Annotated in this window: 20 protein-coding genes and 2 rRNA genes; 1 reads left to right on the top strand and 21 read right to left on the bottom strand. The window is 66.3% G+C overall.

Annotation, left to right across the window (positions count from 1 at the left end):
- Positions 1 to 46: 46 nt before the first annotated feature.
- The 16 genes from ftsZ to coq7 form a co-directional block, all read right to left on the bottom strand.
- Positions 47 to 1,243, bottom strand: coding sequence for a cell division protein FtsZ (gene ftsZ / locus DFS13_RS04770; protein ID WP_006487140.1), 1,197 nt, complete (start codon positions 1,241 to 1,243; stop codon positions 47 to 49).
- 112 nt (positions 1,244 to 1,355) lie between these two features.
- Positions 1,356 to 2,588 (bottom strand): cell division protein FtsA, encoded by a 1,233-nt coding sequence (ftsA, locus tag DFS13_RS04760; RefSeq protein ID WP_006487138.1) that lies wholly within the window; start codon positions 2,586 to 2,588, stop codon positions 1,356 to 1,358.
- Between the two features lie 26 nt (positions 2,589 to 2,614).
- The gene (locus DFS13_RS04755) at positions 2,615 to 3,367 is read right to left on the bottom strand and encodes a cell division protein FtsQ/DivIB (protein WP_006477014.1); all 753 of its coding nucleotides are present in this window, start codon (positions 3,365 to 3,367) and stop codon (positions 2,615 to 2,617) included.
- Between the two features lie 19 nt (positions 3,368 to 3,386).
- Entirely contained in the window at positions 3,387 to 4,328 is a 942-nt protein-coding gene (locus DFS13_RS04750; RefSeq protein WP_006487105.1) for a D-alanine--D-alanine ligase, read from the bottom strand.
- A gap of 1 nt (position 4,329) precedes the next feature.
- Positions 4,330 to 5,727: a UDP-N-acetylmuramate--L-alanine ligase gene (murC, locus tag DFS13_RS04745; RefSeq protein WP_111441424.1), complete on the bottom strand. Its 1,398-nt coding sequence runs from the start codon at positions 5,725 to 5,727 to the stop codon at positions 4,330 to 4,332.
- Positions 5,724 to 6,827, bottom strand: coding sequence for an undecaprenyldiphospho-muramoylpentapeptide beta-N-acetylglucosaminyltransferase (murG, locus tag DFS13_RS04740; protein WP_006487111.1), 1,104 nt, complete (start codon positions 6,825 to 6,827; stop codon positions 5,724 to 5,726). Before murG ends, murC begins: the two co-directional genes overlap by 4 nt.
- Complete coding sequence (gene ftsW, locus DFS13_RS04735) at positions 6,824 to 8,107, bottom strand: putative lipid II flippase FtsW (protein WP_006487115.1); 1,284 nt, start codon at positions 8,105 to 8,107, stop codon at positions 6,824 to 6,826. The genes murG and ftsW overlap by 4 nt, the downstream gene beginning before the upstream one ends.
- Positions 8,104 to 9,615: a UDP-N-acetylmuramoyl-L-alanine--D-glutamate ligase gene (gene murD, locus DFS13_RS04730; RefSeq protein ID WP_034201052.1), complete on the bottom strand. Its 1,512-nt coding sequence runs from the start codon at positions 9,613 to 9,615 to the stop codon at positions 8,104 to 8,106. The genes ftsW and murD overlap by 4 nt, the downstream gene beginning before the upstream one ends.
- A gap of 28 nt (positions 9,616 to 9,643) precedes the next feature.
- Positions 9,644 to 10,813 (bottom strand): phospho-N-acetylmuramoyl-pentapeptide-transferase, encoded by a 1,170-nt coding sequence (mraY, locus tag DFS13_RS04725; RefSeq protein WP_006477019.1) that lies wholly within the window; start codon positions 10,811 to 10,813, stop codon positions 9,644 to 9,646.
- 16 nt (positions 10,814 to 10,829) lie between these two features.
- On the bottom strand, positions 10,830 to 12,236 hold the full coding sequence (gene murF, locus DFS13_RS04720; RefSeq protein ID WP_111441423.1) for a UDP-N-acetylmuramoyl-tripeptide--D-alanyl-D-alanine ligase: 1,407 nt from the start codon (positions 12,234 to 12,236) through the stop codon (positions 10,830 to 10,832).
- Complete coding sequence (locus DFS13_RS04715) at positions 12,233 to 13,771, bottom strand: UDP-N-acetylmuramoyl-L-alanyl-D-glutamate--2,6-diaminopimelate ligase (RefSeq protein ID WP_069352531.1); 1,539 nt, start codon at positions 13,769 to 13,771, stop codon at positions 12,233 to 12,235. Before DFS13_RS04715 ends, murF begins: the two co-directional genes overlap by 4 nt.
- Complete coding sequence (locus DFS13_RS04710; protein WP_006487157.1) at positions 13,768 to 15,615, bottom strand: penicillin-binding protein 2; 1,848 nt, start codon at positions 15,613 to 15,615, stop codon at positions 13,768 to 13,770. The genes DFS13_RS04715 and DFS13_RS04710 overlap by 4 nt, the downstream gene beginning before the upstream one ends.
- A complete protein-coding gene (gene ftsL / locus DFS13_RS04705) occupies positions 15,612 to 15,953 on the bottom strand; it encodes a cell division protein FtsL (protein WP_006487110.1) in 342 nt (113 codons plus the stop codon). Before ftsL ends, DFS13_RS04710 begins: the two co-directional genes overlap by 4 nt.
- Positions 15,950 to 16,891: a 16S rRNA (cytosine(1402)-N(4))-methyltransferase RsmH gene (gene rsmH, locus DFS13_RS04700; RefSeq protein ID WP_006496776.1), complete on the bottom strand. Its 942-nt coding sequence runs from the start codon at positions 16,889 to 16,891 to the stop codon at positions 15,950 to 15,952. Before rsmH ends, ftsL begins: the two co-directional genes overlap by 4 nt.
- 23 nt (positions 16,892 to 16,914) lie before the next feature.
- Positions 16,915 to 17,343 (bottom strand): division/cell wall cluster transcriptional repressor MraZ, encoded by a 429-nt coding sequence (gene mraZ / locus DFS13_RS04695; RefSeq protein ID WP_006487094.1) that lies wholly within the window; start codon positions 17,341 to 17,343, stop codon positions 16,915 to 16,917.
- A gap of 386 nt (positions 17,344 to 17,729) precedes the next feature.
- A complete protein-coding gene (gene coq7, locus DFS13_RS04690; protein ID WP_006487096.1) occupies positions 17,730 to 18,356 on the bottom strand; it encodes a 2-polyprenyl-3-methyl-6-methoxy-1,4-benzoquinone monooxygenase in 627 nt (208 codons plus the stop codon).
- Positions 18,357 to 18,632: 276 nt separating this feature from the next.
- Here coq7 and DFS13_RS04685 point away from each other — a divergent pair, with 276 nt between their 5' ends.
- On the top strand, positions 18,633 to 19,784 hold the full coding sequence (locus DFS13_RS04685) for a porin (protein WP_006487141.1): 1,152 nt from the start codon (positions 18,633 to 18,635) through the stop codon (positions 19,782 to 19,784).
- Here the strand turns inward: DFS13_RS04685 and DFS13_RS40200 are convergent.
- From DFS13_RS40200 to DFS13_RS04660, 5 genes are all read right to left on the bottom strand, one after another.
- Positions 19,781 to 19,927, bottom strand: a complete 147-nt coding sequence (locus DFS13_RS40200) for a hypothetical protein (protein WP_006487162.1) — start codon at positions 19,925 to 19,927, stop codon at positions 19,781 to 19,783. The genes DFS13_RS04685 and DFS13_RS40200 overlap by 4 nt on opposite strands.
- A gap of 113 nt (positions 19,928 to 20,040) precedes the next feature.
- On the bottom strand, positions 20,041 to 21,714 hold the full coding sequence (locus DFS13_RS04675; RefSeq protein WP_006493337.1) for a long-chain fatty acid--CoA ligase: 1,674 nt from the start codon (positions 21,712 to 21,714) through the stop codon (positions 20,041 to 20,043).
- Positions 21,715 to 21,851: 137 nt separating this feature from the next.
- Positions 21,852 to 23,927, bottom strand: coding sequence for a molybdopterin-dependent oxidoreductase (locus tag DFS13_RS04670; RefSeq protein WP_048989303.1), 2,076 nt, complete (start codon positions 23,925 to 23,927; stop codon positions 21,852 to 21,854).
- A 227-nt stretch (positions 23,928 to 24,154) separates the two neighbouring features.
- Positions 24,155 to 24,267, bottom strand: a 5S ribosomal RNA gene (rrf, locus tag DFS13_RS04665).
- Positions 24,268 to 24,420: 153 nt separating this feature from the next.
- A 23S ribosomal RNA gene (locus DFS13_RS04660) occupies positions 24,421 to 24,503 on the bottom strand; the annotation flags it as partial.

Raw genomic sequence — 24,503 nt, 5'->3', positions numbered from 1 at the left:
CCGCGGCGATCTCAACGACTGCGCCGCGGCTTCGCCTGTGTTTGCGTCAGTCAGCCTGCTTGCGCAGGAAAGCCGGGATGTCGTACGTGTCGACACCCTTCTCCTGCAGCGCCTGCACGTGCGATGCCGCGGTTTCGCGCGAATTGCGCCACACCGCCGGCGTATCGAGCGCGCCGTAGTCGGCCGTGCTGACGTGCTGCGCCGGCGCGTAGCCGTGCGACACCGCGCTGACCGGCTGGTTGTCCGTACCCGTGCGCAGCAGCGTCATCGGTGCCGACTGCTGCTTCTTCGCCGCACGGCCCAGACCCGTCGCCACGACCGTCACGCGCAGTGCATCGCCCATCGCGTCGTCGTACACCGCACCGAAGATCACCGTCGCATCTTCCGCCGCGTAGCTCTTGATCGTGTTCATCACTTCGCGCGTTTCCGACAGACGCAGCGAACGGCTCGACGTGATGTTGACCAGCACGCCGCGCGCGCCCGACAGATCGACGCCTTCGAGCAGCGGGCTCGCCACGGCCTGTTCCGCCGCGAGGCGCGCGCGATCGACGCCGGCGACCGTCGCCGTGCCCATCATCGCCTTGCCCTGCTCGCCCATCACCGTCTTCACGTCTTCGAAGTCGACGTTCACGAGGCCGTCGACGTTGATGATTTCCGCGATGCCTGCCACCGCGTTGTTCAACACGTCGTCCGCGCACTGGAAGCACTTGTCCATCTCGGCGTCGTCGCCCATCACGTCGAACAGCTTGTCGTTCAGCACGACGATCAGCGAGTCGACGTGATCCTCCAGTTGCTGCGAGCCTGCTTCGGCGACGCGCATGCGCTTGCCGCCTTCGAACTCGAACGGCTTGCTGACGACACCGACCGTCAGAATGCCCATCTCCTTCGCGATCTGCGCGACCACCGGCGCCGCGCCCGTACCCGTGCCACCGCCCATGCCGGCCGTGATGAACACCATGTGCGCGCCGCGCAGTGCGTCGGCGATGCGCTCACGCGCTTCTTCCGCCGCCGCACGACCCATTTCCGGCTTCGCACCGGCGCCCAGACCCGTGTTGCCGAGCTGGATCACCGACGATGCGCGCGAACGCGACAGCGCCTGGGCGTCCGTGTTCATCACGATGAAGTCGACGCCCTGCACGCCGCGGTTGATCATGTGCTGGACGGCATTGCCGCCAGCGCCGCCAACGCCGACCACCTTGATGATGGTGCCGTTGGTCTCGGTTTCCAGCATTTCGAATTCCATTGTTGCCTCCGTCAAGAGAATGACTGCTACTCGGCCGTTATTCGGCAGGAGATCGGGCAACCCCCTGTCGCGCGCCAGCCGCCGGCACCAGCGCGAATTTCGATTCGGTTTGTCAGAAGTTGCTCAGGAACCATTCCTTCATCCGCGAGAACACCTGCCCCGCGTTGCCGGACTGCACGGCGACCTTGCGGCCGCGCATGCGCTGCGCACTGCCTTCGACGAGCAGCCCCATCGCCGTCGAGTAGCGCGGATTGCGCACGACGTCGGACAGGCCGCCTGCATATTCCGGCGCGCCGATGCGCACCGGTTTCAGGAAAATGTCTTCACCGAGCTCGACCATGCCCGGCATCATCGACGCGCCGCCGGTAATGACCACGCCGGAGCTCAGGAGTTCTTCGTAACCCGACTCGCGCACGACCTGCTGCACGAGCGAGAACAGTTCCTCGACGCGCGGCTCGATCACCGCCGCGAGCGCCTGGCGCGACAGCGTGCGCGGGCCGCGTTCGCCGAGGCCCGGCACTTCGACCATTTCGTCCGGATCGGCGAGCGCCTGCTTCGCGATCCCGTAGCCGACCTTGATGTCTTCCGCGTCCGGCGTCGGCGTGCGCAGCGCCATCGCGATGTCGCTCGTGATCTGGTCGCCGGCGATCGGGATCACCGCCGTGTGGCGGATCGCGCCTTCGGCGAAGATCGCGATGTCGGTCGTGCCGCCGCCGATGTCGACCAGCACCACGCCGAGATCCTTCTCGTCTTCCGTCAGCACCGCCAGCGACGACGCGAGCGGCTGCAGGATCAGGTCGTTCACTTCCAGCCCGCAGCGGCGCACGCACTTGACGATGTTCTGCGCGGCGCTCACCGCGCCCGTCACGATGTGCACCTTCACTTCCAGCCGGATGCCGCTCATCCCGATCGGCTCGCGCACGTCTTCCTGGCCGTCGATGATGAATTCCTGCGTGAGGATGTGCAGCACCTGCTGGTCGGTCGGGATGTTGATCGCCTTCGCGGTCTCGATCACGCGCGCGACGTCCGTCTGCGTGACTTCCTTGTCCTTGATCGCGACCATCCCGCTCGAGTTGAAGCTGCGGATGTGGCTGCCCGCGATCCCCGTAAACACGTTGGTGATCTTGCAGTCGGCCATCAGCTCGGCTTCCTCGAGCGCGCGCTGGATCGACTGCACGGTGGCCTCGATGTTGACCACCACACCTTTCTTCAGACCCTTCGACTCGCTCTGGCCGAGACCGATCACCTCGTAGTGACCCTCGCCCTTCAGCTCGGCGACGATGGCCACCACCTTCGACGTGCCGATGTCGAGGGAAACCAGCAGATCCTTGTAGTCTTTGCTCATAAAGTGCTCTTGCGTGTGATCTCTCGTTACTTCTTGCGCTTGTCGGTATCGGTCAGGAACCGCATGCCTGCCGCGCGAATCGCGAATCCGTTCGGATAACGCAGGTCCGCGTACTCGATGTCGTTGCCCCAACGCTCCGTGACGGCCGGCCACGCGGCGACCAGGCGCTGGCTCCGGTCATGCAGCGTGTCGCTGTTGCGTTCCTTGCCCAGCTCCACCTGCATGCCGTTCGACAGCTTCACCGTCCACGCGTACCGCGCCGACAGCGTCACTTCTTCCGGCGCCGCCTTCAGCGGCGCAAACCATTTCCCGAAGTCGCGATACCGCGTGACGACTTCCTTCGCGCTGCCTTCCGGGCCGTCGAACGCCGGCAGTTCCTGCTCCAGCTCGCCCTGGTTCGCGGTGAACAGCTCGCCGTCGACGCTCACCAGCTGATCGCTGCCCCAGGTCCCGAGCGGTTTGTACTCCTCGAGCGTGACAGCCAGCGCATTCGGCCACACCCGGCGCACGCTCGCGTGACGCACCCACGGCATCTGCTCGAACGCCGCGCGCGCCGTATCGAGATCGACCGTGAAGAAATTGCCCTTCAGCCGGCCGACCACGCCCGCGCGCACCGTCGGCGAGTTGATGTGCTCGGTATCGCCGTCGATCCGGATTTCCCGCAGCGCGAACGTCGGGCGCTGGATCAGCCAGTAGCAGCCGGCCGCCGCCAACACGAGCAGCAGCAGCGCGTACAGCGCGCTGGCGGCAAGGTTGAGTTGGCGAACGTTGTTCCACATACGTCGTTCCGTTCCTGCGTCAGTCGTTGAGCGTGAGCGACAGCACCTTCACGACCAGCTCCGAATAGCTGATGCCGACCGCGCGCGCGGCCTTCGGCGGCAGCGAGTGGTCGGTCATCCCGGGGGCCGTGTTCACTTCCAGGAAATACGCATTGCCGGCCGCGTCGAGCATGAAATCCGCGCGGCCCCAGTCGGTGCAGCCGAGCACGTCGAACGCGCGGCGCGCGATGCGCTTCAGTTCCGCTTCCTGTTGCGCCGGCAGGCCGCACGGGATCAGGTACTGCGTATCGTCGGCGACGTACTTCGCGTGGTAGTCGTAGAACTCGCCCGCCGGCACGATCTTGATCAGCGGCAGGTCGAGATCGCCGGCGATGCACGCGGTGTATTCGCCGCCGCCTTCGATGCTCTTCTCGACGATCACGATCTTGTCGTGCGTCGCGGCTTCCTCGAGCGCGGCCGGCAGCGCGTCGGCCGTCTTCACCTTCAGCACCGCGACGCTCGAGCCCTCGCTCGCCGGCTTCACGAACAGCGGCAGACCGAGCTTCGCGACGATGTCGGTCGCGCGCGCGGCCAGGTCGTCGCCGCGCATCACCGTCTCGAACGGCGGCGTCGGCACGCCCGTCTGCTGCCACACGAGTTTCGTGCGGAACTTGTCGAGGCCGAGCGCCGAGCCCAGCACGCCGCTGCCCGTGTAGCGAATCCCGTAGAAATCGAGCGCGCCCTGGATCTGGCCGTTCTCGCCGTAGCCGCCGTGCAGCGCGTTGAACGCGCGCACGAAGCCTTCGTCCTTCAGCGCCGACAGCGGCCGCTCGGCCGGGTCGAACGGATGCGCGTCGACGCCCGCGTCACGCAGGCCCTGCAGCACGAGGCGGCCCGAGGTGAGCGACACCTCGCGCTCGGCGGATTCCCCGCCGAACAACACTGCCACCTTGCCGAAACGTTTCGGATCGATCCCGCTCATGTCATGCCTTCTGTTGAATGTGTTGCGTGAGCTTCGCCGGCACGCCGCCGATCGAACCCGCTCCCATCGTGATCACCACGTCGCCGTTCTGCGCGACTTTCGCCAAAGCGTCCGGCACGTCGTCGACCGTCGCGACGAACACCGGGTCAACCTTGCCCGCCGCGCGCAGCGCGCGCGACAATGCGTCGCCGCTGGCCGTCGGGATCGCGGCCTCGCCGGCCGCATAGACTTCGGTCAGCACCAGCGCATCGACGGTCGACAGCACGTTGACGAAATCGTCGAAGCAGTCGCGCGTGCGCGTATAGCGGTGCGGCTGGAACGCCAGCACGAGGCGGCGGCCCGGGAACGCGCCGCGCGCGGCCGCGATCGTCGCTGCCATCTCGACCGGGTGATGACCGTAGTCGTCGATCAGCGTGTACTGGCCGCCGTCCGCGCTCGCCACTTCGCCGTAACGCTGGAAGCGCCGGCCGACGCCGTTGAACTCCGCCAGCGCCAGCTGGATCGCGTCGTCCGACACGCCGAGATCGGTCGCGATCGCGATCGCCGCGAGCGCGTTCTGCACGTTGTGCAGGCCCGGCATGTTCAGCACCACCGCGAGCGGCGCGCGCCCTTCGCGGATCACCGTGAAATGCATCCGGCCGTCGCGCGCGTCGATGTCTTCCGCGCGCACCTGCGCGTCCGGCGACAGGCCGTAGCGCACGACCGGCTTCGAGATGAACGGGATGATCTGCCGCACGTTCGGATCGTCGACGCACACCACCGCGCTGCCGTAGAACGGCAGGCGCTGCGTGAATTCGATGAACGCCTGCTTGAGCCGCGCGAAATCGTGGCCATAGGTGTCCATGTGGTCCGCGTCGATGTTCGTGATGACTTCGATCACCGGATACAGGTTCAGGAACGACGCATCCGACTCGTCGGCCTCGGCGACGATGAAGTCGCCCGTGCCGAGCCGCGCGTTCGCGCCGGCGCTGATCAGCCGGCCGCCGATCACGAAGGTCGGGTCCAGCCCGCCCGCCGCGAGCACGCTCGCGACGAGGCTCGTCGTCGTGGTCTTGCCGTGCGTGCCGGCGATCGCGATCCCCTGCTTCAGGCGCATCAGCTCCGCCAGCATCACCGCGCGCTGCACGATCGGCACGCGCTTCGCGCGCGCGGCCAGCACTTCCGGGTTGTCGGAGCGCACGGCCGTCGACACGACGACCGCGTTCGCGCCCTCGATGTTCGCCGCGTCGTGACCGATCGCGATCCGCGCGCCCAGCGCCTCGAGCCGGTCGGTCACCGCATTGCGCGACAGGTCCGAGCCGCTGACCGCGTAGCCGAGGTTGACCAGCACTTCGGCGATGCCGCTCATCCCCGCGCCGCCGATCCCGACGAAATGAATGTGTTTGACGATGTGTTTCATTGCAGTTGTTCCAGGTTCGCGCCGGCCGCCTTCGCGCAGACGCGCGCGACTTCGTCGGTGGCCTCGGGCTTCGCGAGCGAGCGCGAACGTTCCGCCATGTCCGCGAGCGAGGCCCGCGACTGGCCGCGCAGCCAGTCGGCGAGCAGTTCCGCCGACAGGTCGCGTTGTTGCACCAGCACGGCCGCGCCCGCATCGGCGAGAAACGCGGCGTTGGTCGTCTGATGATCATCGACCGCATGCGGGAACGGCACGAACAGCGCCGCCACGCCCACCGCCGCGATCTCCGACACCGTCATCGCGCCCGACCGGCAGATCACCAGATCCGCCGCCGCATACGCGGCCGCCATGTCGTCGATGAACGGCACGAGCCGCACGTCCTCGCCGGCCGCGAAACCGGCCGCTTCGTAATTCGCCTTCAGTGCCTCGATGTGCTTCACGCCGGCCTGGTGCACGACGCGCGGACGCTCGCCCGGCGCCAGCAGCGCCAGCGCGCGCGGCACGACTTCGTTCAGCGCGGCCGCCCCGAGGCTGCCGCCGACGACCAGCACGTTCAGCGGGCCGCCGCGCGACGCATAGCGTGCCTGGGGCGGTTCCGTGTGCGCGAGTTCCGCGCGAATCGGGTTACCCGTCCATTCCGCGTGCGGCAGCGCGCCGGGGAACGCGACGAGCACGCGCTTCGCGAGTTTCGCGAGCACCTTGTTCGTGAGGCCCGCGATCGAATTCTGTTCATGCAGCACGAGCGGACGCCCCGACAGCGCGGTCATCACGCCCGCCGGAAACGTGATGTAGCCGCCCATCCCGAGCACGACGTCGGGCCGCACGCGGCGCAGCGCGCCGAGGCTCTGCCAGCATGCGCGCAGCAGGTTGACCGGCAGCGTCAGCTTGGTCTTCAGGCCCTTGCCGCGCAGCCCGCCGAACCGCACGTACTCCATCGGAATACCGTGCTTCGGCACGAGCGTCGCTTCCATCCCGGCCGGATTGCCAAGCCATACGACGCGCCAGCCCGCCGCTTCCATCCGGTGCGCGACCGCGAGCCCCGGGAACACGTGGCCCCCGGTGCCGCCTGCCATCACCATCAGCGTGCGTTGCGACGCGGTCATACCTTCCCTCCGCGCATCAGCACCCGGTTCTCGTAGTCGACCCGCAGCAACACCGCGAGCGCGACGCAGTTCAGCAGGATGCCGGAGCCGCCGTAGCTCACGAGCGGCAGCGTCAGGCCCTTGGTCGGCAGCAAGCCGAGATTCACGCCCATGTTGATGAACGTCTGCGCGCCGAACCAGATGCCGATGCCCTTCGCCATCAGGCCCGCGAACGTGCGATCGAGCGCGAGCGCCTGGCGGCCGATCTCGAACGCGCGGCGCACGATCCAGTAGAACAGCAGGATCACGACCAGCACGCCGACGAAGCCGAGCTCCTCGCCGATCACCGCGAGGATGAAGTCGGTATGCGCTTCCGGCAGGTAATTCAGCTTCTCGACGCTGCCGCCGAGGCCGACGCCGAACCACTCGCCGCGGCCGAACGCGATCAGCGAGTGCGTGAGCTGGTAGGCCTTGCCCTGCGCGTAGCGCTCGTCCCACGGATCGAGATACGCGAAGATCCGCTCGCGACGCCACGGCGACAGCCACACGAGCATCGTGAACGTGCCGACCGCCGTCGCGACGAGGCCGCCGAACAGCTTGCCGTTCACGCCGCCGAGGAACAGCACGCCCATCGCGATCGCGGCGACCACCATGAACGCGCCCATGTCGGGCTCGAGCAGCAGCAGCGCGCCGACCAGGCCGACCGCGAACGCCATCGGCAGGAAGCCCTTCGCGAAGCTCTGCATGTATTCCTGCTTGCGCACCGTGTAGTTCGCCGCGTAGATCGTCACCGCGAGCTTCATGATTTCCGACGGCTGCATGTTGGTGATGCCGAGCGGAATCCAGCGGCGCGCACCGTTCACGCCCTTGCCGACGTGCGGGATCAGCACGATCACGAGGCCGACCAGTGCGATCAGGAAAAGATGCGGCGCGTACTTGTCCCAGGTCGACACCGGCACGCGGAACGCGAGCACCGCCGCGATGAACGCGACGGTGAGCGACACGCAGTGGCGCATCAGGAACGCGTAGTCGTGATACGACGCGTATTTCGGCGAATCGGGCATCGCGATCGACGCCGAATACACCATCACGACGCCGAGCCCCAGCAGCGCGATCGCGACCCACAACAGCGAATAGTCGAAATCGAGCATCCGCGAACGGCTCGGGCGCACGCCGTTGACGACGCTCGCGAGGCCGCCCGTCGCGGCGCGCGTGGCCGACGCGACGCGGCCGCCCGCGGCATTGCCGCCGGTGTCGCGCCGGTCGTTGAAACGGGAGACGAGGCGATCGGACCAGCTCATGGCGTCGCTCCTTTGTCGATGGCGATTTCGTCGACCGCCGCGCGGAACACTTCCGCGCGATGGGCGTAGTTCCTGAACATGTCGAGGCTCGCGCATGCAGGCGACAACAGCACCGCATCGCCCGGCTCGGCCAGGTCGGCCGCCGCGTGCACCGCGCCTTCGAGCGTCGCGTGGTCCACGAGCGGCACGCCGGTTTCGGCGAGCGTGTCGCGGATCGCCGGCGCGTCGCGGCCGATCAGCATCACCGCGCGGCACCAGCGCGCGACCGGCGCGACCAGCGGTGCGAAATCCTGCCCCTTGCCGTCGCCGCCCGCGATCAGCACGATCTTCTGCGCGAGCCCGTCGAGCGCGGCCACCGTCGCGCCGACGTTCGTGCCCTTGCTGTCGTCGACGTAGTCCACGTCGTCGATCGTCGCGATCACTTCGACGCGATGCGCTTCGCCGCGGTATTCGCGCAGCGCGTGCAGCAGCGGCGCTGCCGGCAGGTCGATCGCGCGTGCGAGCGCGAACGCGGCCAGCGCGTTCGCCGCGTTGTGCAACCCGCGGATGCGCAGCGCGTCGGCCGGCATCAGGCGCTTTTGCGCGATGTCCGGCGTATGCGCGGCGTCGCGCTTGCGCCGGCGGGTCGTCGTCGCTTCATCCGGCGCGTCGCGATCGACGGCTTCCACCAGCCACGCGATGCCGTTGTCGCGCGACAGGCCGTAGTCGCCGTCCTGCGTCGGTTCGTTCAGACCGAACGTGACCGTGCGCGGCGCGTCGGCCGCGCCGGCGGCGGGCGCGAACTTCATCACGGCCGCGTCGTCGCGGTTCAGCACGCGCGTCGTCGTCGCGCCGAAGATCCGGCCCTTCGCCTGCGCGTACGCGTCGAAGCTGCCGTGCCAGTCGAGGTGGTCCTGCGTGATGTTGAGGATCGCGGCCGCATCGGGCGCGAACGTGCGTGCCGTCTCGAGCTGGAAGCTCGACAGTTCGAGCACCCATACGTCGGGCAGCGCGGTGTCGTCGATCGCGCTCGCGAGCCGGTCGAGCATCGCCGGGCTGATGTTGCCCGCGACGGCGACCTTCTTGCCCGAACGCTGGCACAGCAGGCCCGTGAGGCTCGTCGTCGTGGTCTTGCCGTTGGTGCCGGTAATCGCGAGCACCTTCGGCTGGTAGCCGCTCGTGCCGAGCGCGCGCAGCGCCTGCGCGAAGAATTCCAGCTCGCCCCATACCGCGACACCGCGCTCGTGCGCGGCGGCGAGCAGCGCGGCGAGCGCCGGTTCGAGCGGCGACAGGCCGGGGCTCAGCCCGACGATCTCGACACCGCCATCGAGCAGCGCGGGCGTGAACGCCCCACCGACGAATTCCGCATCGATGCCTTCGGCCTGCAGCGCGGCAAGGTGCGGCGGCGCCTCGCGGGTATCGGCAATACGCAGCCGGCACCCGTGCCTCGCGCACCATCGCGCGATCGCGAGACCCGATTCCCCGAGCCCCAGTACGAGCACCATCGGCCGTTGCCGATCTCCAAACATCTCGCCAGACATCCTTGTTACCTTTCCTTTACCGCAGCTTGAGGGTGGTCAGACCGAACAGGCACAGCATCAGCGTGATGATCCAGAAACGCACGACCACCTGCGTTTCCTTCCAGCCGGACAATTCGAAATGGTGATGCAGCGGCGCCATCTTCAGCAGGCGCCGCCCTTCGCCGTAACGCTTCTTCGTGTACTTGAACCACGACACCTGCAGCATCACCGACAGCGTTTCCGCGACGAAGATGCCGCCCATGATGAACAGCACGATTTCCTGGCGCACGATCACCGCGACCGTGCCGAGCGCGCCGCCGAGCGCCAGCGCGCCGACGTCGCCCATGAATACCTGCGCGGGGTGCGTGTTGTACCAGAGGAACGCGAGCCCGGCCCCGCCCATCGCGGAACAGAAGATCAGCAGTTCGCCCGCGCCCGGGATGTGCGGGAACAGCAGGTATTTTGAATAGACCGCGCTGCCCATCACGTACGCGAACACACCGAGCGACGCGCCCACGAGCACGACCGGCATGATCACGAGGCCGTCGAGCCCGTCGGTCAGATTCACCGCGTTGCTCGCGCCGACGATCACGAAGTAGGTCAGCACGATGAAGCCCCACACGCCGAGCGGATAGCTGATCGACTTCAGGAACGGCAGCATCAGGTCGGCGCGCGCCGGCAGCCCCATCGACAGGCCGCTGCGCACCCACGCCATGAACAGGTCGAACACGCGCACGTTGTTCGCCTCGGACACGCTGAACGCGAGATAGACGGCCGCGAACAGCCCGATCACCGATTGCCAGAAATACTTCTCGCGCGACGACATCCCGCGCGGATCCTTGTGGACGACCTTGCGGTAATCGTCGACCCAGCCGATCACGCCGAAACCGAACGTCACGAGCATCACGATCCAGATGAAACGGTTCGTCAGGTCGCCCCACAGCAGCGTCGCGACCGCGATGCCGATCAGGATCAGCACGCCACCCATCGTCGGCGTGCCGGACTTGACGAGGTGGGTCTGCGGGCCGTCCTTGCGCACGGCCTGCCCGACCTTCATTTGCGTCAGCTTGCGGATCACCCACGGTCCGCACACGAGCCCGATCCCCAGCGCGGTGATGGTGGCCATCACCGCACGGAACGTGAGGTACGTGAACAAGCGCAAAAAGCTTGCGTCTCCTTGCAGCCATTGCGCCAGCGCCAGCAGCATGCTTCCTTCCTTCTACTCAGTGTGCGGCGGGCACGGTGCCCGCCGCGGGTTGGTTCGTCAGCGCGTCGACCACGCGCTCCATCTTCATGTACCGCGAGCCCTTCACGAGCACCGTCGCCTGCGCGCCGTAACCGGCCGCGAGCAGCGCCGACACGAGCGCGCCGACGTCGTCGAAATGGCGCGCGGTGTCGCCGTAGGCCGTGCACGCGTCGCGCGACGCGTCGCCGAGCGCGAACAACGCGTCGATCCCGCGTTCGCGCGCGTACGCGCCGATCTCGCGGTGGAATGCCGGCCCTTCGTCGCCGACTTCGCCCATGTCGCCGATCACCAGCACACGCGGCACCGGATGCGCGGCGAGCACGTCGATCGCCGCACGCATCGAATCGGGGTTCGCGTTGTACGTATCGTCGACGACCGTCGCGCCCGCGAGGCTGCCGACGCTCGCGGGCGTCACCTGCAGCCGGCCCTTGACCGGTTCGAACGCTTCGAGACCCTGCCGGATCGCCGACAGCGCGACGCCGGCGCCGAGCGCCGCGGCCGTCGCGGCCAGCGCGTTACGCGCGTTGTGCTCGCCGAGCGCACGCAGCCGCACCGTGACGGCGCCGGCCGGCGTGTCGATCGCGAGTTCGCCGCCGTGCATGCGACCGACGATCTGTGCGTCGTTCTGCCGTTCGGCGTCGTGCAGCGCGAAATCGAGGATCCGGTTGCCGGTTGCCGCGACGCGCCAGATGCCCGCGTACGCGTCGTCGGCCGGGAACACCGCGACGCCGTCCGGCGGCAGCGCGTGGATCACGGCCGCGTGTTCGAGCGCAACGGCTTCGACCGTCGCCATGAATTCCTGGTGCTCGCGCTGTGCGTTGTTGACGAGCGCGACCGTCGGCGCGGTGAGGCGCGCGAGGACTTCGGTTTCGCCCGGATGGTTCATGCCGATCTCGATCACCGCGAGACGATGCGCGGCCGACAGGCGCAGCAGCGTCAGCGGCAGGCCGACATCGTTGTTCAGGTTGCCGGCCGTCGCGAGCCGCGCGTCGGCACCGACCGCCGCCGCGAAGATCGACGCGATCATTTCCTTGACGGTCGTCTTGCCGTTGCTGCCCGTCACCGCGACGACCGGCAGCGGGAATCGCATCCGCCAGCCGTGCGCGAGCGCGCCGAGCGCGGCACGCGTTTCGCCGCCAGCGATCATCGGCATCGCGACGCCCGCCGGCGCGTGCGCGACGAGCGCCGCAGCGGCCCCGCGCGCGGCGACGTCGCCGAGGAAGTCGTGCGCGTCGAAGCGCTCGCCCTTCAGCGCGACGAACAGGTCGCCCGGGCCGACCGTGCGGCTATCGGTCGACACGCGGTCGAACGTGACGCCCGCGTCGCCGTGGACGGTGGCGCCGGGAATCAGGCGGGCGGCTTCGCCGAGACTGAGCATCGTCATTCGGCGCCTCCCTTGCCGTGCGTGGCGCGCGCTGCAAGCGCGAGCCGCGCGTGATCCTGGTCGGAGAAGGTGCGCTTCTTGCCCATGATTTCCTGCGTAGCCTCGTGGCCCTTGCCGGCCAGCACGACGACATCCTCGCGTGCGGCGCCGCGCACCGCCTGCAGGATCGCGCTCGCGCGATCCTCGATACGGCGTGCGCGCTCGGGCGCGGTCATGCCCGCGATGACCTGGTCGATGATGTGCTGCGGATCTTCGCTGCGCGGGTTGTCGCTCGTGACGACGACTTCGTCGGCGAGCCGCTCCGCGATCGCGCCCATCAGCGGGCGCTTCGTCGCATCGCGATCGCCGCCGCAGCCGAACATGCAGACGAGCCGGCCGCCGCGCGCCGCGGCGATCGGGCGCAGCGCGTCGAGCGTCTTGTCGAGCGCGTCGGGCGTATGTGCGTAATCGATCACGACGAGCGGTTCGTCGTTCTGCAGCCGGCCGCCGAGCCGCTGCATCCGGCCGTTGACCGACTCGAGCCGCTCGATCTCGGCGAGGGCCGCGTCGAACGGCACGTCGGCCGCGAGCAGCGAGCCGAGCACGGCGAGCAGATTGCTGACGTTGAACGTGCCGAGCGTGCCGACCTCGACGTCCGCGTCGCCCCACGACGAACGCAGGCGGAAGGCGGTACCCGTCGCGGTGGCGCGCACGTCGAGCGCGACCAGTTCGCGATCGGCGTCGGGCGCCGGTGCGTCGCCGATCCCGTACGCGATCGTGCGCACGCGGCCGGCCAGCTTCTCGAGCAGGCGGCGGCCAGCCGCATCGTCGCGGTTGATCACCGCCGCGCGCAGACCGCGCCACGCGAACAGCTTCGCCTTCGCGGCCTCGTACGCGTCGAACGTGCCGTGATAGTCGAGGTGATCCTGCGTGAGGTTCGTAAACACCGCGATGTCGAACGCCGTCCCGTTCACGCGACCCTGGTGCAGCGCATGCGACGACACTTCCATCGCCACGGCCTGCGCGCCCGCCGCACGCAATTGCGCGAGGCTGCGCTGCAGTTGCGGCGCGTCGGGGGTCGTGAAGCCGGTCGGCACGAGCTGGCCGGGCATCCCGGTGCCGAGCGTGCCGATCACCGCGCACGGCTGATGCAGCGCCGTCAGCGCGGTGGCGATCCACTGCGTGCACGACGTCTTGCCGTTCGTGCCCGTGACACCGACCGCGAGCAGGCTGTCGCTCGGATCGCCGTACCAGCCGCTGGCGATCTCGCCCGCGAGCTGGTCGAGCGCCGGCACCGCGAGGGCGACGGGGACGGCCGGCGCATCGGTCAGCCCGTCCGGCTGATACAGCACGGCGGCCGCACCGCGCGCGACGGCGTCGGCCATGAAAGCGCGGTTATCCGCCCCGTCGACCGCATACGCGACGAACACGTCGCCAGCCTGGAGGCTGCGCGTGTCGGCATGCAGTTGCGCCGCGGGGGCCACATGCTGACGCAGCCACGCGAGCGCGGCTGCGATCTGCTGATGCGCCGGATGGGAACTGCGGGCGGCGCTCATCGAACTACTCCTGGTGAATTACGCGTCGTGCTGGACACGATCATATGCTTTGCGCCGCTACCCGCGGCCAGCTTTTGCGGGCCCTTGGCGGCAGGCGATTCCGGCGAATCGTCGGACACGACGAGCTGCTTGATCGGCATGTTCGGCGGCACGTTCAGCGCACGCATCGTGTCGCCGGCGATCGCGGAGAATACGGGGCCGGACACCTGGCCGCCGAAGTGGCTGCCGGCCGTCGGCTCGTCCACCGACACCGCGATCACGACGCGCGGATTCGGCATCGGCGCCATTCCGACGAACGACGCGCGGTACTTGCGCGTATAGCCGTGACCTTCGTGCTTGTACGCGGTACCGCTCTTGCCGCCGACGCGATAGCCCGGCACGGCCGCATCCGGCGACGTGCCGCCCGGCGCGACCACCGTCTCGAGCATCGCGCGCACTTCCCGCGCGGTGGTGGGGTTGAACACCTGCGTGCCGGCGATCGGCTGATTGGGGTCGGTCTTGAAAATGGTCACGGGCATCAGCTCGCCGTCGTGCGCGATCGCCGTGTACGCCCGGGCGAGCTGGAACAGCGACACCGACAGGCCGTAGCCGTACGACATCGTCGCCTGCTCGATGCGGCGCCAGCTCTTCCACGGACGCAGGCGGCCGGCCACCGCGCCGGGGAACCCGACCTTCGGCGCCTGGCCGAGGCCGATGCTCGTATACATATTCCACATTTCCTCGGGCCGCATCGTCATCGCGATCTTCGTCGCGCCGATGTTGCTCGACTTCTGGATCACGCCGCCGACCGTCAGCGTACCGAAACCCGCGTCGTCGGTGATCGGCGCGCCGTCGAGCACGAAATGCCCGTTGCCCGTCTCGACGAGCGTGTTCGGCGTCACGCGGTGCAGGTCGAGCGCGAGCGATACCGTAAACGGCTTCATGATCGAGCCCGGCTCGAACACGTCGGTCATGATCCGGTTGCGCAACTGCTCGCCGGTCATGCGCGAGCGGTCGTTCGGGTTGTACGTCGGGTAGTTGACGAGCGCGAGCACTTCGCCGGTACGCACGTCGACGACCATCGCCGCGCCGGCCTTCGCCTTGAACTTCTCGACGGCGGCCTTCAGGTTCGCGTACGCGATGTACTGGATCTTGCTGTCGATCGACAGGTCGACGTCGGTGCCGTTGTGCGGCGGAATCTGCTCGGCGACATCCTCGATGATGTGCCCCATCCGGTCCTTGATCACGCGGCGCATGCCCGACGTGCCGGACAGCATCTTCTGGTCACCCAGTTCGACGCCTTCCTGCCCTTCGTCCTCGACGTTCGTGAAGCCGATCAGGTGAGCGGTGATCTCGCCTTCCGGGTAGAAGCGCTTGTATTCGTTGCGCTGATAGATGCCGGGGATGTCGAGCGCGGCGACCTTGTCGGCGACGTCGATCGGCACCTGGCGCTTCACGTAGACGAAACCCTTGTCTTCCGACAGCTTCACGCGCAGTTCCTTCGACGTCATGCCGAGGAGCTTGCCGAGCTGGTTGATCTTGTCGGCGTCGAGGTCGTCCGGCACCGCATCGGGAATCGCCCAGATCGCGCGCACGGGCAGGCTCGTCGCGAGCACGAGCCCGTTACGATCGAGGATCTTGCCGCGCGTCGCGGGCAGTTCGATCGTGCGCTGGTAGCGGCTTTCGCCCTGCTTCTGATAGAACGCGTTGCCGGGACCCTGGATCCAGAACGCCCGGGCGGCCAGCGCGACGAACGCCATGAACAGCATGAACACGACGAGCTTCGAGCGCCACATCGGCAGATGCACGCCCAGCACGGGGCTCGACGAGAACTTCACGTTCTGGCGCTTCTGGGACGGCTTCATCGCGCGCCCCCCTTGCCCTTGCCGGCCGTGTCGGCCGACGCCGGGATCGGCGCGTCGATCGCCTTCGCGGCGCCCGGCGGCAGCGTCAGGTATTGCGTGCGGCCGGTCGAGATCGGCTGCATTTTCAGCGAATCGTTCGCGAGCTGCTCGATGCGCGACGTCTTCGACAGCGCGCTCTGCTGATATTGGAGCTGCGCATAGTCCTGCTGGAGCTGGCGCTCCTGCGACTGCGCGCGCTGCAGCTGGATGAAGATCTGGCGTTGCTGGTTCGTCGAGTTGACGACCGACAGCGCGCAACCCATCACGATGATCAGCAGGAAGATATTGAGGCGGCTCATGGCGTGACGCGCTCCGCAATGCGCATCACGGCCGAGCGGGCGCGCGGATTCGCGGCGACTTCCGCTTCGCTCGGAAACTGGCGGCTGATGATCTTGAGCGGCGGGCTCGGGAGGTCGACGGCGCGGATCGGCAGGCGACGATCGACCGCAGGCGCACTCGCGTGCGCCTGCATGAATCGTTTGACGATCCGGTCCTCGAGTGAATGAAAGCTGATGACCACCAGCCGCCCCCCTTGCTCCAGCAACGACAATGCCGCGTCTAGTACGACTTGCAGGTCCGCAAGCTCTTGATTGACGTGAATCCGTATAGCCTGAAAGGTGCGGGTTGCCGGATCCTTGCCCTTCTCACGGGTTTTGACGACGTGACCCACGATTTGGGCAAGCTCGCCCGTGGTGTCGAGAGGCCCAAGACGGTCGGACTCTGCCCGGCGAGCAACAAGCGCCTTTGCAATCTGAAAAGCAAACCGTTCTTCCCCATAATCCCGTATCACCTCCGTCAATTCCTGCACCGAAGCCCGCGCGAGCCATTCGGCCGCCGACTCGCCGCGCGTCGGATCCATTCGCATGTCCAGCGGACCATCGGCGCGGAAACTGAAGCCGCGCGCCGGATCGTCCACCTGCGGCGAGGACACGCCCAGGTCCAGCAACACCCCCGACACCTTCTCGACGCCGCGCGCCGCAAGCGCGTCGCGCATCGAAGCAAAGCTGTCATGCACGATCGAGAAGCGCGCATCCTCGATGCCCTGCGCCGTCTCGATCGCCCTCGGATCCTTGTCGAACGCGATCAGCCGCGCGGCCGGCGCCAGCCGCGCGAGCACCGCGCGGCTATGGCCGCCGCGCCCGAACGTGCCGTCGACGTACACGCCGTCCGGCCGCGTCACGAGCGACTCGACCGCCTCATCCAACAGCACCGTCCGATGCCGCAATTCATTTCCCATCGCGGGCGTCTCCGTCACCGCAATCAGAACGTGAAATTCTTCAGCGCGTCGGGCATGCCCTGCGCCATCGCTGCCTGCTCCTTCGCGTTGTAGGTCTGCGAATCCCACAGCTCGAAGTGACTACCCATTCCCAACAACATGACTTCCTTTTCCAGTCCGGCTGCCATGCGCAGCTCGGGCGATACGAGAATCCGGCCCGCGCTGTCGAGATCGACGTCCATCGCATTGCCGAGAAAAATTCGCCGCCACCAGTGCGCGTCCATCGGCAACGCGGCGATCTTGGCGCGGAACACTTCCCATTCGGGGCGCGGAAACAGCAACAGGCAGCCGTCCGGGTGCTTGGTCACAGTCACCCGTCCTTCTGCCTGTCCTTGCAGCGCTTCGCGATAGCGAGCCGGCACCGACATCCGCCCTTTCGCATCGAGCGTCAGCGCCGACGCCCCTTGGAACACTTTCCGCTCTCCCGTTCAGGGCACCGAAGCACCCGCTCAATGCTGAGAATTTAGCCGGAATAGCCTGCTAAATCACACAAAAATACACTTTCTCACACTGTCTCCCACTTTAGAGGAAGGGTGTGGCACGGTCAAGGGAGCGGCCCGCTTTTTTGACGAATTTTGTTAGTTAGAACAAGGACTTACGCGCACATGCTCATGCGACCCCTCATTCCAAAAACCGTTATAAATGAATGAGCTAGTGCAACTTGTGAAGGTGATACGTGAGAAAGACGGCCCAGACGGGCGTGCGGACGGGGCTTTCGGGGGCGGGAAAACGAGGAGTGAGCGGGCGGTATCGGGGGCGGTGAACCGGGGCGGCGTCCCACGCCACCCCGGCGCCAATCTCAGAGATAGTACGCAGTGCTCGTCATGACTTTCGACGCGGCGCGCATCAGCATCCGCGCGGGCAGCGGCAGCTCGATGCCGCCGGCGTCGGTCGCGGCCTTGCCGTGCTTCACCTCGTCGATCCGCATCTGGTCGACGATCGCGCGCGACGCGGTGTCGGTCGCCGGCAGCTCGGACATGTGGCCTTCGAGATGGCTCTCGACCTGCCGCTCCGTCTCGGCCATGAAGCCGAGGCTGACCTTGTCGCCGAGCGCGCCAGCCGCCACGCCGATCGCGAGCGCGCCGGCATACCACAGCGGGTTGAGCAGGCTCGGGCGCGAGTCGAGCTCCTTCAGGCGGTGCGCGGTCCACGCGAGGTGATCCTCCTCCTCGCGCGCGGCCTCCTCGAACATCGCCTTCGCCGACGCCGTGCGCGCGGTGAGCTTCTGCGCCTGGTAGAGCGCCTGCGCGCAGACCTCGCCGACGTGATTCACGCGCATCAGGCCGGCCGCGTGCGTGCGCTCGGCGGGCGTCAGCTCGGCGTCCGGCGCATCGGCCGGCGCGGGCACCGGCCGGCTCATCCGGCTAATGCCGGTCAGCGATCGCAGGCCGCGATCGAATTCGCTGATCAGTTCATCCAACACCATCCTGTTCTCCTGGCTGCAGGTGCCGCTGCACGCGGCAAGGGCACGAGTCCGCTGCGTAACCGACTTGATTATTCAGCGGAAATTGCGGTTAACCCGTGATTTTAACCATTGTTGCATAAAGGAAACATGGCGGCGTTGAGCTGCAGCATTTCGCTTTGTGGCAAAAATCGGCTTTGCTACATTACGTGCGACTTCTTGCGAAGTTGATGGGGCCCGTCAACAGAACATAACTATCCGCCCCGCCAAAAAAATTCAGTGATTCTTGGAGATCCGTTAATGAAAAAGTCGCTTCTCGCGCTCGTCGCGCTGGGCGCGTTCGCTGGCGCTGCCCATGCGCAAAGCAGCGTGACGCTTTACGGCATCATCGATGAAGGCCTGCTCTTCAACAACAACGCAGGCGGCAAGCACCTGTACAGCATGGCCAGCGGCGTGATGCAAGGCAGCCGCTTCGGTCTGCGCGGCACCGAAGACCTCGGTGGCGGCCTGAAGGCGATCTTCACTCTCGAAAACGGTTTCGACGTGAACAGCGGCAAGCTCGGTCAGGGCGGCCTGATGTTCGGCCGTCAGGCTTACGTCGGCCTGTCGAGCCAGTACGGTACGGTCACGCTGGGTCGTCAGTACGACTCCGTCGTCGACTTCGTCGGCCCGCTCGAGGCAGGCGACCAGTGGGGCGGCTACATCGCCGCTCACCCGGGCGACCTCGACAACTTCAACAACGCGTATCGCGTGAACAACGCGGTCAAGTTCACGAGCCAGAGCTACGGCGGCTTCACGTTCGGCGGCCTGTACAGCTTCGGCGGCCAGGCAGGTCAGTTCGCGAAGAACCAGGTCTGGTCGCTCGGCGCAGGCTACAACAACGGCCCGCTGGTCCTCGGCGTCGGTTACTTGAACGCACGCACGCCGAACCAGTTTGGCGGCATGTTCAACAACGGTTCGACGTCGTCGTCGGTCTCGTCGCCGATCTACGGCGCGTACGCGAACAACGCGAACACGTACCAGGTCATCGGCGCAGGCGGCGCGTACACGTTCGGCGCAGCGACGATCGGCGCGACGTACTCGAACACGAAGTTCAAGGGCTTCTCGGCAGGCCCGTTCGTGAACCAGACCGCGACGTTCAACAACGGCGAAATCAACTTCAAGTACCAGTTGACCCCGGCGTTGATCCTCGGCGCGGCGTACGACTACACGCAAGGCAGCAAGATCGACGGCAACTCGGCAGCCAAGTACCACCAGGGCTCGCTGGGCGTCGACTACTTCCTGTCGAAGCGCACCGACGTCTACGCGATCGGCGTGTACCAGCACGCATCGGGCAACGTGCTCGATTCGAACGGCAACGTCCTGAAGGCAACGGCAGCGATCAACGGTCTCGCAGGTTCGAGCACCAGCAACCAGGTCGCAGCACGCGTCGGCATCCGTCACAAGTTCTAATCAGCTTGTCTGACAAGCCGCAGCATCTTGAAGGCGCCTTCGGGCGCCTTTTTCTTTTTCGGGCGGCGGGTCAGCAGGTCGGTGGGTCGACATGCAAACGTGCGTCGCAGCGTGCCGACGCCAGCCGTCAGGTCGAAATGCAAGAACTGCCGCCGGCTCCCGCACGAAACACGTGCCCCCGGCCATCCACCCGCAGCCGCAAACAAAAAGCCCGGCATGGGCCGGGCTTTTTCGTTCAACCGTCTCGTTGCGTGCGTTACGCGCGTCCGTCACGCAGTTCGCGCCGCAGGATCTTGCCGACGTTCGTCTTCGGCAGCTCCGTGCGGAACTCGACCAGCTTCGGCCGCTTGTACCCGGTGAGCCGCTCCTTGCAGTAGGCGAGGATGTCCTTGTCGGTCAGCGCCGGATCCTTTTTCACGATGAACAGCTTCACGGCTTCGCCGGAATGCTCGTCCGGCACGCCGACCGCCGCGACCTCGAACACGCCCGGATGCGACGCTACCACGTCCTCGACTTCGTTCGGATACACGTTGAAGCCAGACACGAGAATCATGTCCTTCTTGCGATCGACGATCTTCACGTAGCCGCGCGCATCCATCACGCCGACGTCGCCCGTCTTGAAGAAGCCGTCCGCGAACATGACCTTCGCGGTCTCGTCCGGCCGGTTCCAGTAGCCGGCCATCACCTGCGGCCCGCGGATGCAGATCTCGCCGGGCTCGCCGAGCGCGACGTCGTTGCCTGCATCGTCGCGGATCGCGACTTCGGTCGACGGCAGCGGCAGGCCGATCGTCCCACTGTATTCGGTCGCCGTCACGGGGTTGCAGGTTGCCACCGGCGACGTTTCGGACAGCCCGTATCCTTCGATGATCGCGGTCCCGGTCTTTTCATACCAGCGCCTCGCGACGCCCTCCTGGATCGCCATGCCGCCGCCGTTGGCGATCACGAGCTTCGACAGGTCGAGCTGACCGAATTCCGGATGGTTCAGCAGCGCGTTGTACAGCGTGTTGACCGCAGGAATCGTCGAGATCCGGTAACCCTTCAACTCCTTGATCATGCCGGCGATGTCGCGCGGATTCGGGATCAGGATGCCCATGCCGCCCGTGCGCATCGTCAGGAAACCGCAGACGGTCAGCGCGAACACGTGATACAGCGGCAGCGCGACAACCGTCACGAACTGTTCCACCTCCGGATACTTCTCGTGAGCCGGGTGGTGCCACGCGCCGGCCTGCAGCACGTTCGACACGATGTTCCGGTGCAGCAGCGTCGCCCCCTTCGCGACGCCGGTCGTACCGCCCGTGTACTGCAGGAACGCGACGTCGTCGGGACCGATCTTCTGCGGCTTGAACGCCTGTCGCGCGCCCTCCGACAGCGCGGCCTTGAAGCGCGTGAACGACGGCAACTGCCACGCGGGCACCATCTTCTTCACGTTGCGCACGACGTAATTGACGAGCCATCCCTTGATGCCCAGCAGGTCGCCCATCGATGCGACGACCACGTGCTTGACGGCCGTATTGGCGATGACGGCCTGCAGTGTCGACGCGAAATTCTCCAGGATGACGATCGCCTCCGCACCGCTGTCCTTCAGCTGATGCTCGAGCTCGCGCGGCGTATAGAGCGGGTTGACGTTGACGACGGTGTAGCCGGCGCGCAGCACCGCGGCGATCGTCACCGGGTACTGCAGCACGTTCGGCATCATGATCGCGACGCGCGCCCCGCGCGCCAGGCCGCGGGATTGCAGCCACGCGCCGAACTGGCGCGACAGCTTGTCCAGTTCGCCATACGTGATGCCCTTGCCCATGCAGACGAACGCGGTACGGTCGCGATACTGCCGGAAGCTCTCGTCGAGCAGGTCCGGGACGGACGGATAAGCAGAGGAGTCAATTTCGGCTGGAACGCCGGGTGGGTACGATTTCAGCCAAATTTTGTCCATGCCGCGCGTCTCCTCACAGATTTTCGAATGGTCGTGCTAAAACGCATCGTAACGGCTCCCCCGCCCCGAGACAACAGGGTTAGATGTCCACTTCGAACTTCCATATCAATTTCGTCTGATCATACGGCGATATTCGATCAAATGCGCTCAACTTCCACAAGACAATCGTAAAACGTCGCCGAATTGCCCAGATCGGTCAGTGCCTGGCTCGTCACTTCGTTCGCGTTCCTGCCGTCCGGCGACAACTTCTTCCACCAGATCGACAATCCGACGACCAGCCCGGCGCGCGCCCGATCGGTAATACGCGCAAGCGCCTGCATCGAGCCGCGATCGTTGAAGATACGGACGACGTCGCCCTCCGCGATGCCGCGCGCGCTGGCGTCGGACGGGTGCATGTCGAGGTGCGGCTCGCCTTCCGTCGAACGCAGGCTGTCGACGTTCACGAACGTGCTGTTCAGGAAGTGACGGGCCGGCGGCGAAATCATCGCCAGCGGATAGCGTGCGGCGAGTTCGGGCGCGGCTTCGACTGATTCGAACGGCGGCAGATAGTCGGGAACGGGGTCCATGCCCATCTGCTCGAGCCGCGGGCTGTAGAACTCGCACTTTCCCGATGGCGTGCGGAAACCGCCATTCGCGAACGGCGCCTCCGGCAGTTTGAGTTTCAGCCAGCCGGCCTGCTTCAGCGTGTCCCAGTCGCTGTCGAGCACCGGATCGTCCCAGCGAAGCGCTGCGCGCGCGACCGCTTCGTCGCTGTGATAGAGCGCGGGCTCGTCGAGTCCCATGCTGCGCGCGATCCCGCGAAAGATCTCCGTGTTCGGCCGCGCGTCTCCCACCGGTGGAATCACCGGCAGATTCGCCATCACATAGGTATGGCCGTACGACTTATGGATATCCAGATGTTCGAGCTGCGTGGTTGCCGGCAATACAATGTCGGCGAAATCGACCGTATCTGTCTTGAAGTGCTCGAGAACGACCGTGAACAAATCGTCGCGCGCGAAGCCCGCGGCGACCTTCGACGAATCGGGCGCGACCGCCACCGGATTCGAGTTGTACACGATCAGCGCTTCGACTTTCGGCCCGAACGTCGCATCGCCCGGATGCAGCAGCGCGTCGCCGATCGCGTTCATGTTGATGATGCGCGGCAACTTGTTCGGCCAACCCGGCATCAGGTCCGGACGTAGCAGCGCGGCCTGGTTGACCGGCGCGGACTCCGACGACGAGAGCAGCAAGCCGCCCGCCCGATCGCGCCACGCCCCCGTCAACGCCGGCAGGCTGGCAATCGCGCGCACGGCATTGCCGCCGCCGCGAACGCGTTGCATGCCGTAGTTGAGGCGGATCGATGCCTTGCGGGTGGCGCCGTAGCGACGGGCAAGATCGACCAGCTCCGACGCGTCGATGCCGCAGATCTGCGCGACACGTTCCGGCGGATAGGTCAGGGCGCGCGCCTTCAGTTCGTCGAAGCCGAGCGTATGGTCGGCGATGTAGTCGTGATCGAGCAGGTTTTCGGTAATCAGCACATGCATCATGCCGAGCGCAAACGCGCCATCGGTACCGGGCTTCAGGGCGATGTGCTGATGGCACTTCTCCGCGGTCAGCGAACGATACGGGTCGATCGCGACAAGACGCGCACCACGGCGCTTCGCTTCCTGCGCGCGGGTCCAGAAGTGCAGACTCGATGCGATCGGATTCGCGCCCCATATCAGAATCAGTTCGCTTTCCTCGAAGTGCTCGAGGTGCATGCCGACACTGCCGCCATACGTGTATCGCAGCCCCGCGGCACCGGCCGCCGCGCAGATCGCACGCTCGAGCCGCGACGCACCGAGCTTGTGAAAGAAGCGCTGGGCAATGCCCTCGCCTTGTACGAGTCCCATCGTTCCCGCATAGCTGTACGGCACGATCGCTTCCGGCGCGCGCGCGGCGATCTCACCGAGGCGACGCCCGATCTCGTCGAACGCCTCGTCCCAACTGATCGGCACGAAGCGCCCTTCCCCTTTTGCGCCGATACGCCTGAGCGGGACAGTGAGGCGATCGGGATGATGAACGCGATCCGCGTATCGGCTGACTTTCGTACACAAGACACCCTGTGTCGGCGGATGGTCGGGATCGCCCGTGACCTTGATTACCTTGCCGTTCTCGACGGTCACGCGCATTGCACACGTGTCCGGACAATCATGCGGGCAAACGGCCCGGGCTACCTGGGTGGCGGCGTTCATCGTTTTGAATGCTGAGATGGGGGTACGCAAATTTTACGTGGACCACGCCGAATAACGCGTTCATTTCACAGCGTTTTTGGACGATCTGATGGAAGACTGGGTGGAAGTGGCAGGTTTCGGCGGGCGGGAGGCCGTGGACGTAGCCTTGGCACCGTTACGCCGCACGCTTTTCTGGCGCACCAATGCAAAAACCCCCGCCTTTCGAGCGGGGGTTTCTGGCTTAGGGAGCCTGACGATTACCTACTTTCACACGGGAATCCGCACTATCATCGGCGTAGAGTCGTTTCACGGTCCTGTTCGGGATGGGAAGGGGTGGGACCGACTCGCTATGGTCATCAGGCAAAGGGGGTTGTTCTGCTGGCGTGGCCAACAGAACCAATCTGGGAAGAAGCAGTAATTAGGTTGTGTGTATCACACACGAGAATTCAACATGTCGCTTTGGATCGCGACCGGTGCTTTCGCACGGCGCCGATCTACAAGGCAGACTTGTTATAGGATCAAGCCTTACGGGCAATTAGTATCAGTTAGCTGAACGCATTACTGCGCTTACACACCTGACCTATCAACGTCCTGGTC

Origin of the sequence: Burkholderia sp. 28_3, from assembly GCF_003253915.1 — a bacterium.
Classification (GTDB): domain Bacteria; phylum Pseudomonadota; class Gammaproteobacteria; order Burkholderiales; family Burkholderiaceae; genus Burkholderia; species Burkholderia cenocepacia.
The sequence above is the reverse complement of the archived record's forward strand: the minus strand, read 5'-3'. Positions and strand labels throughout refer to the sequence as shown.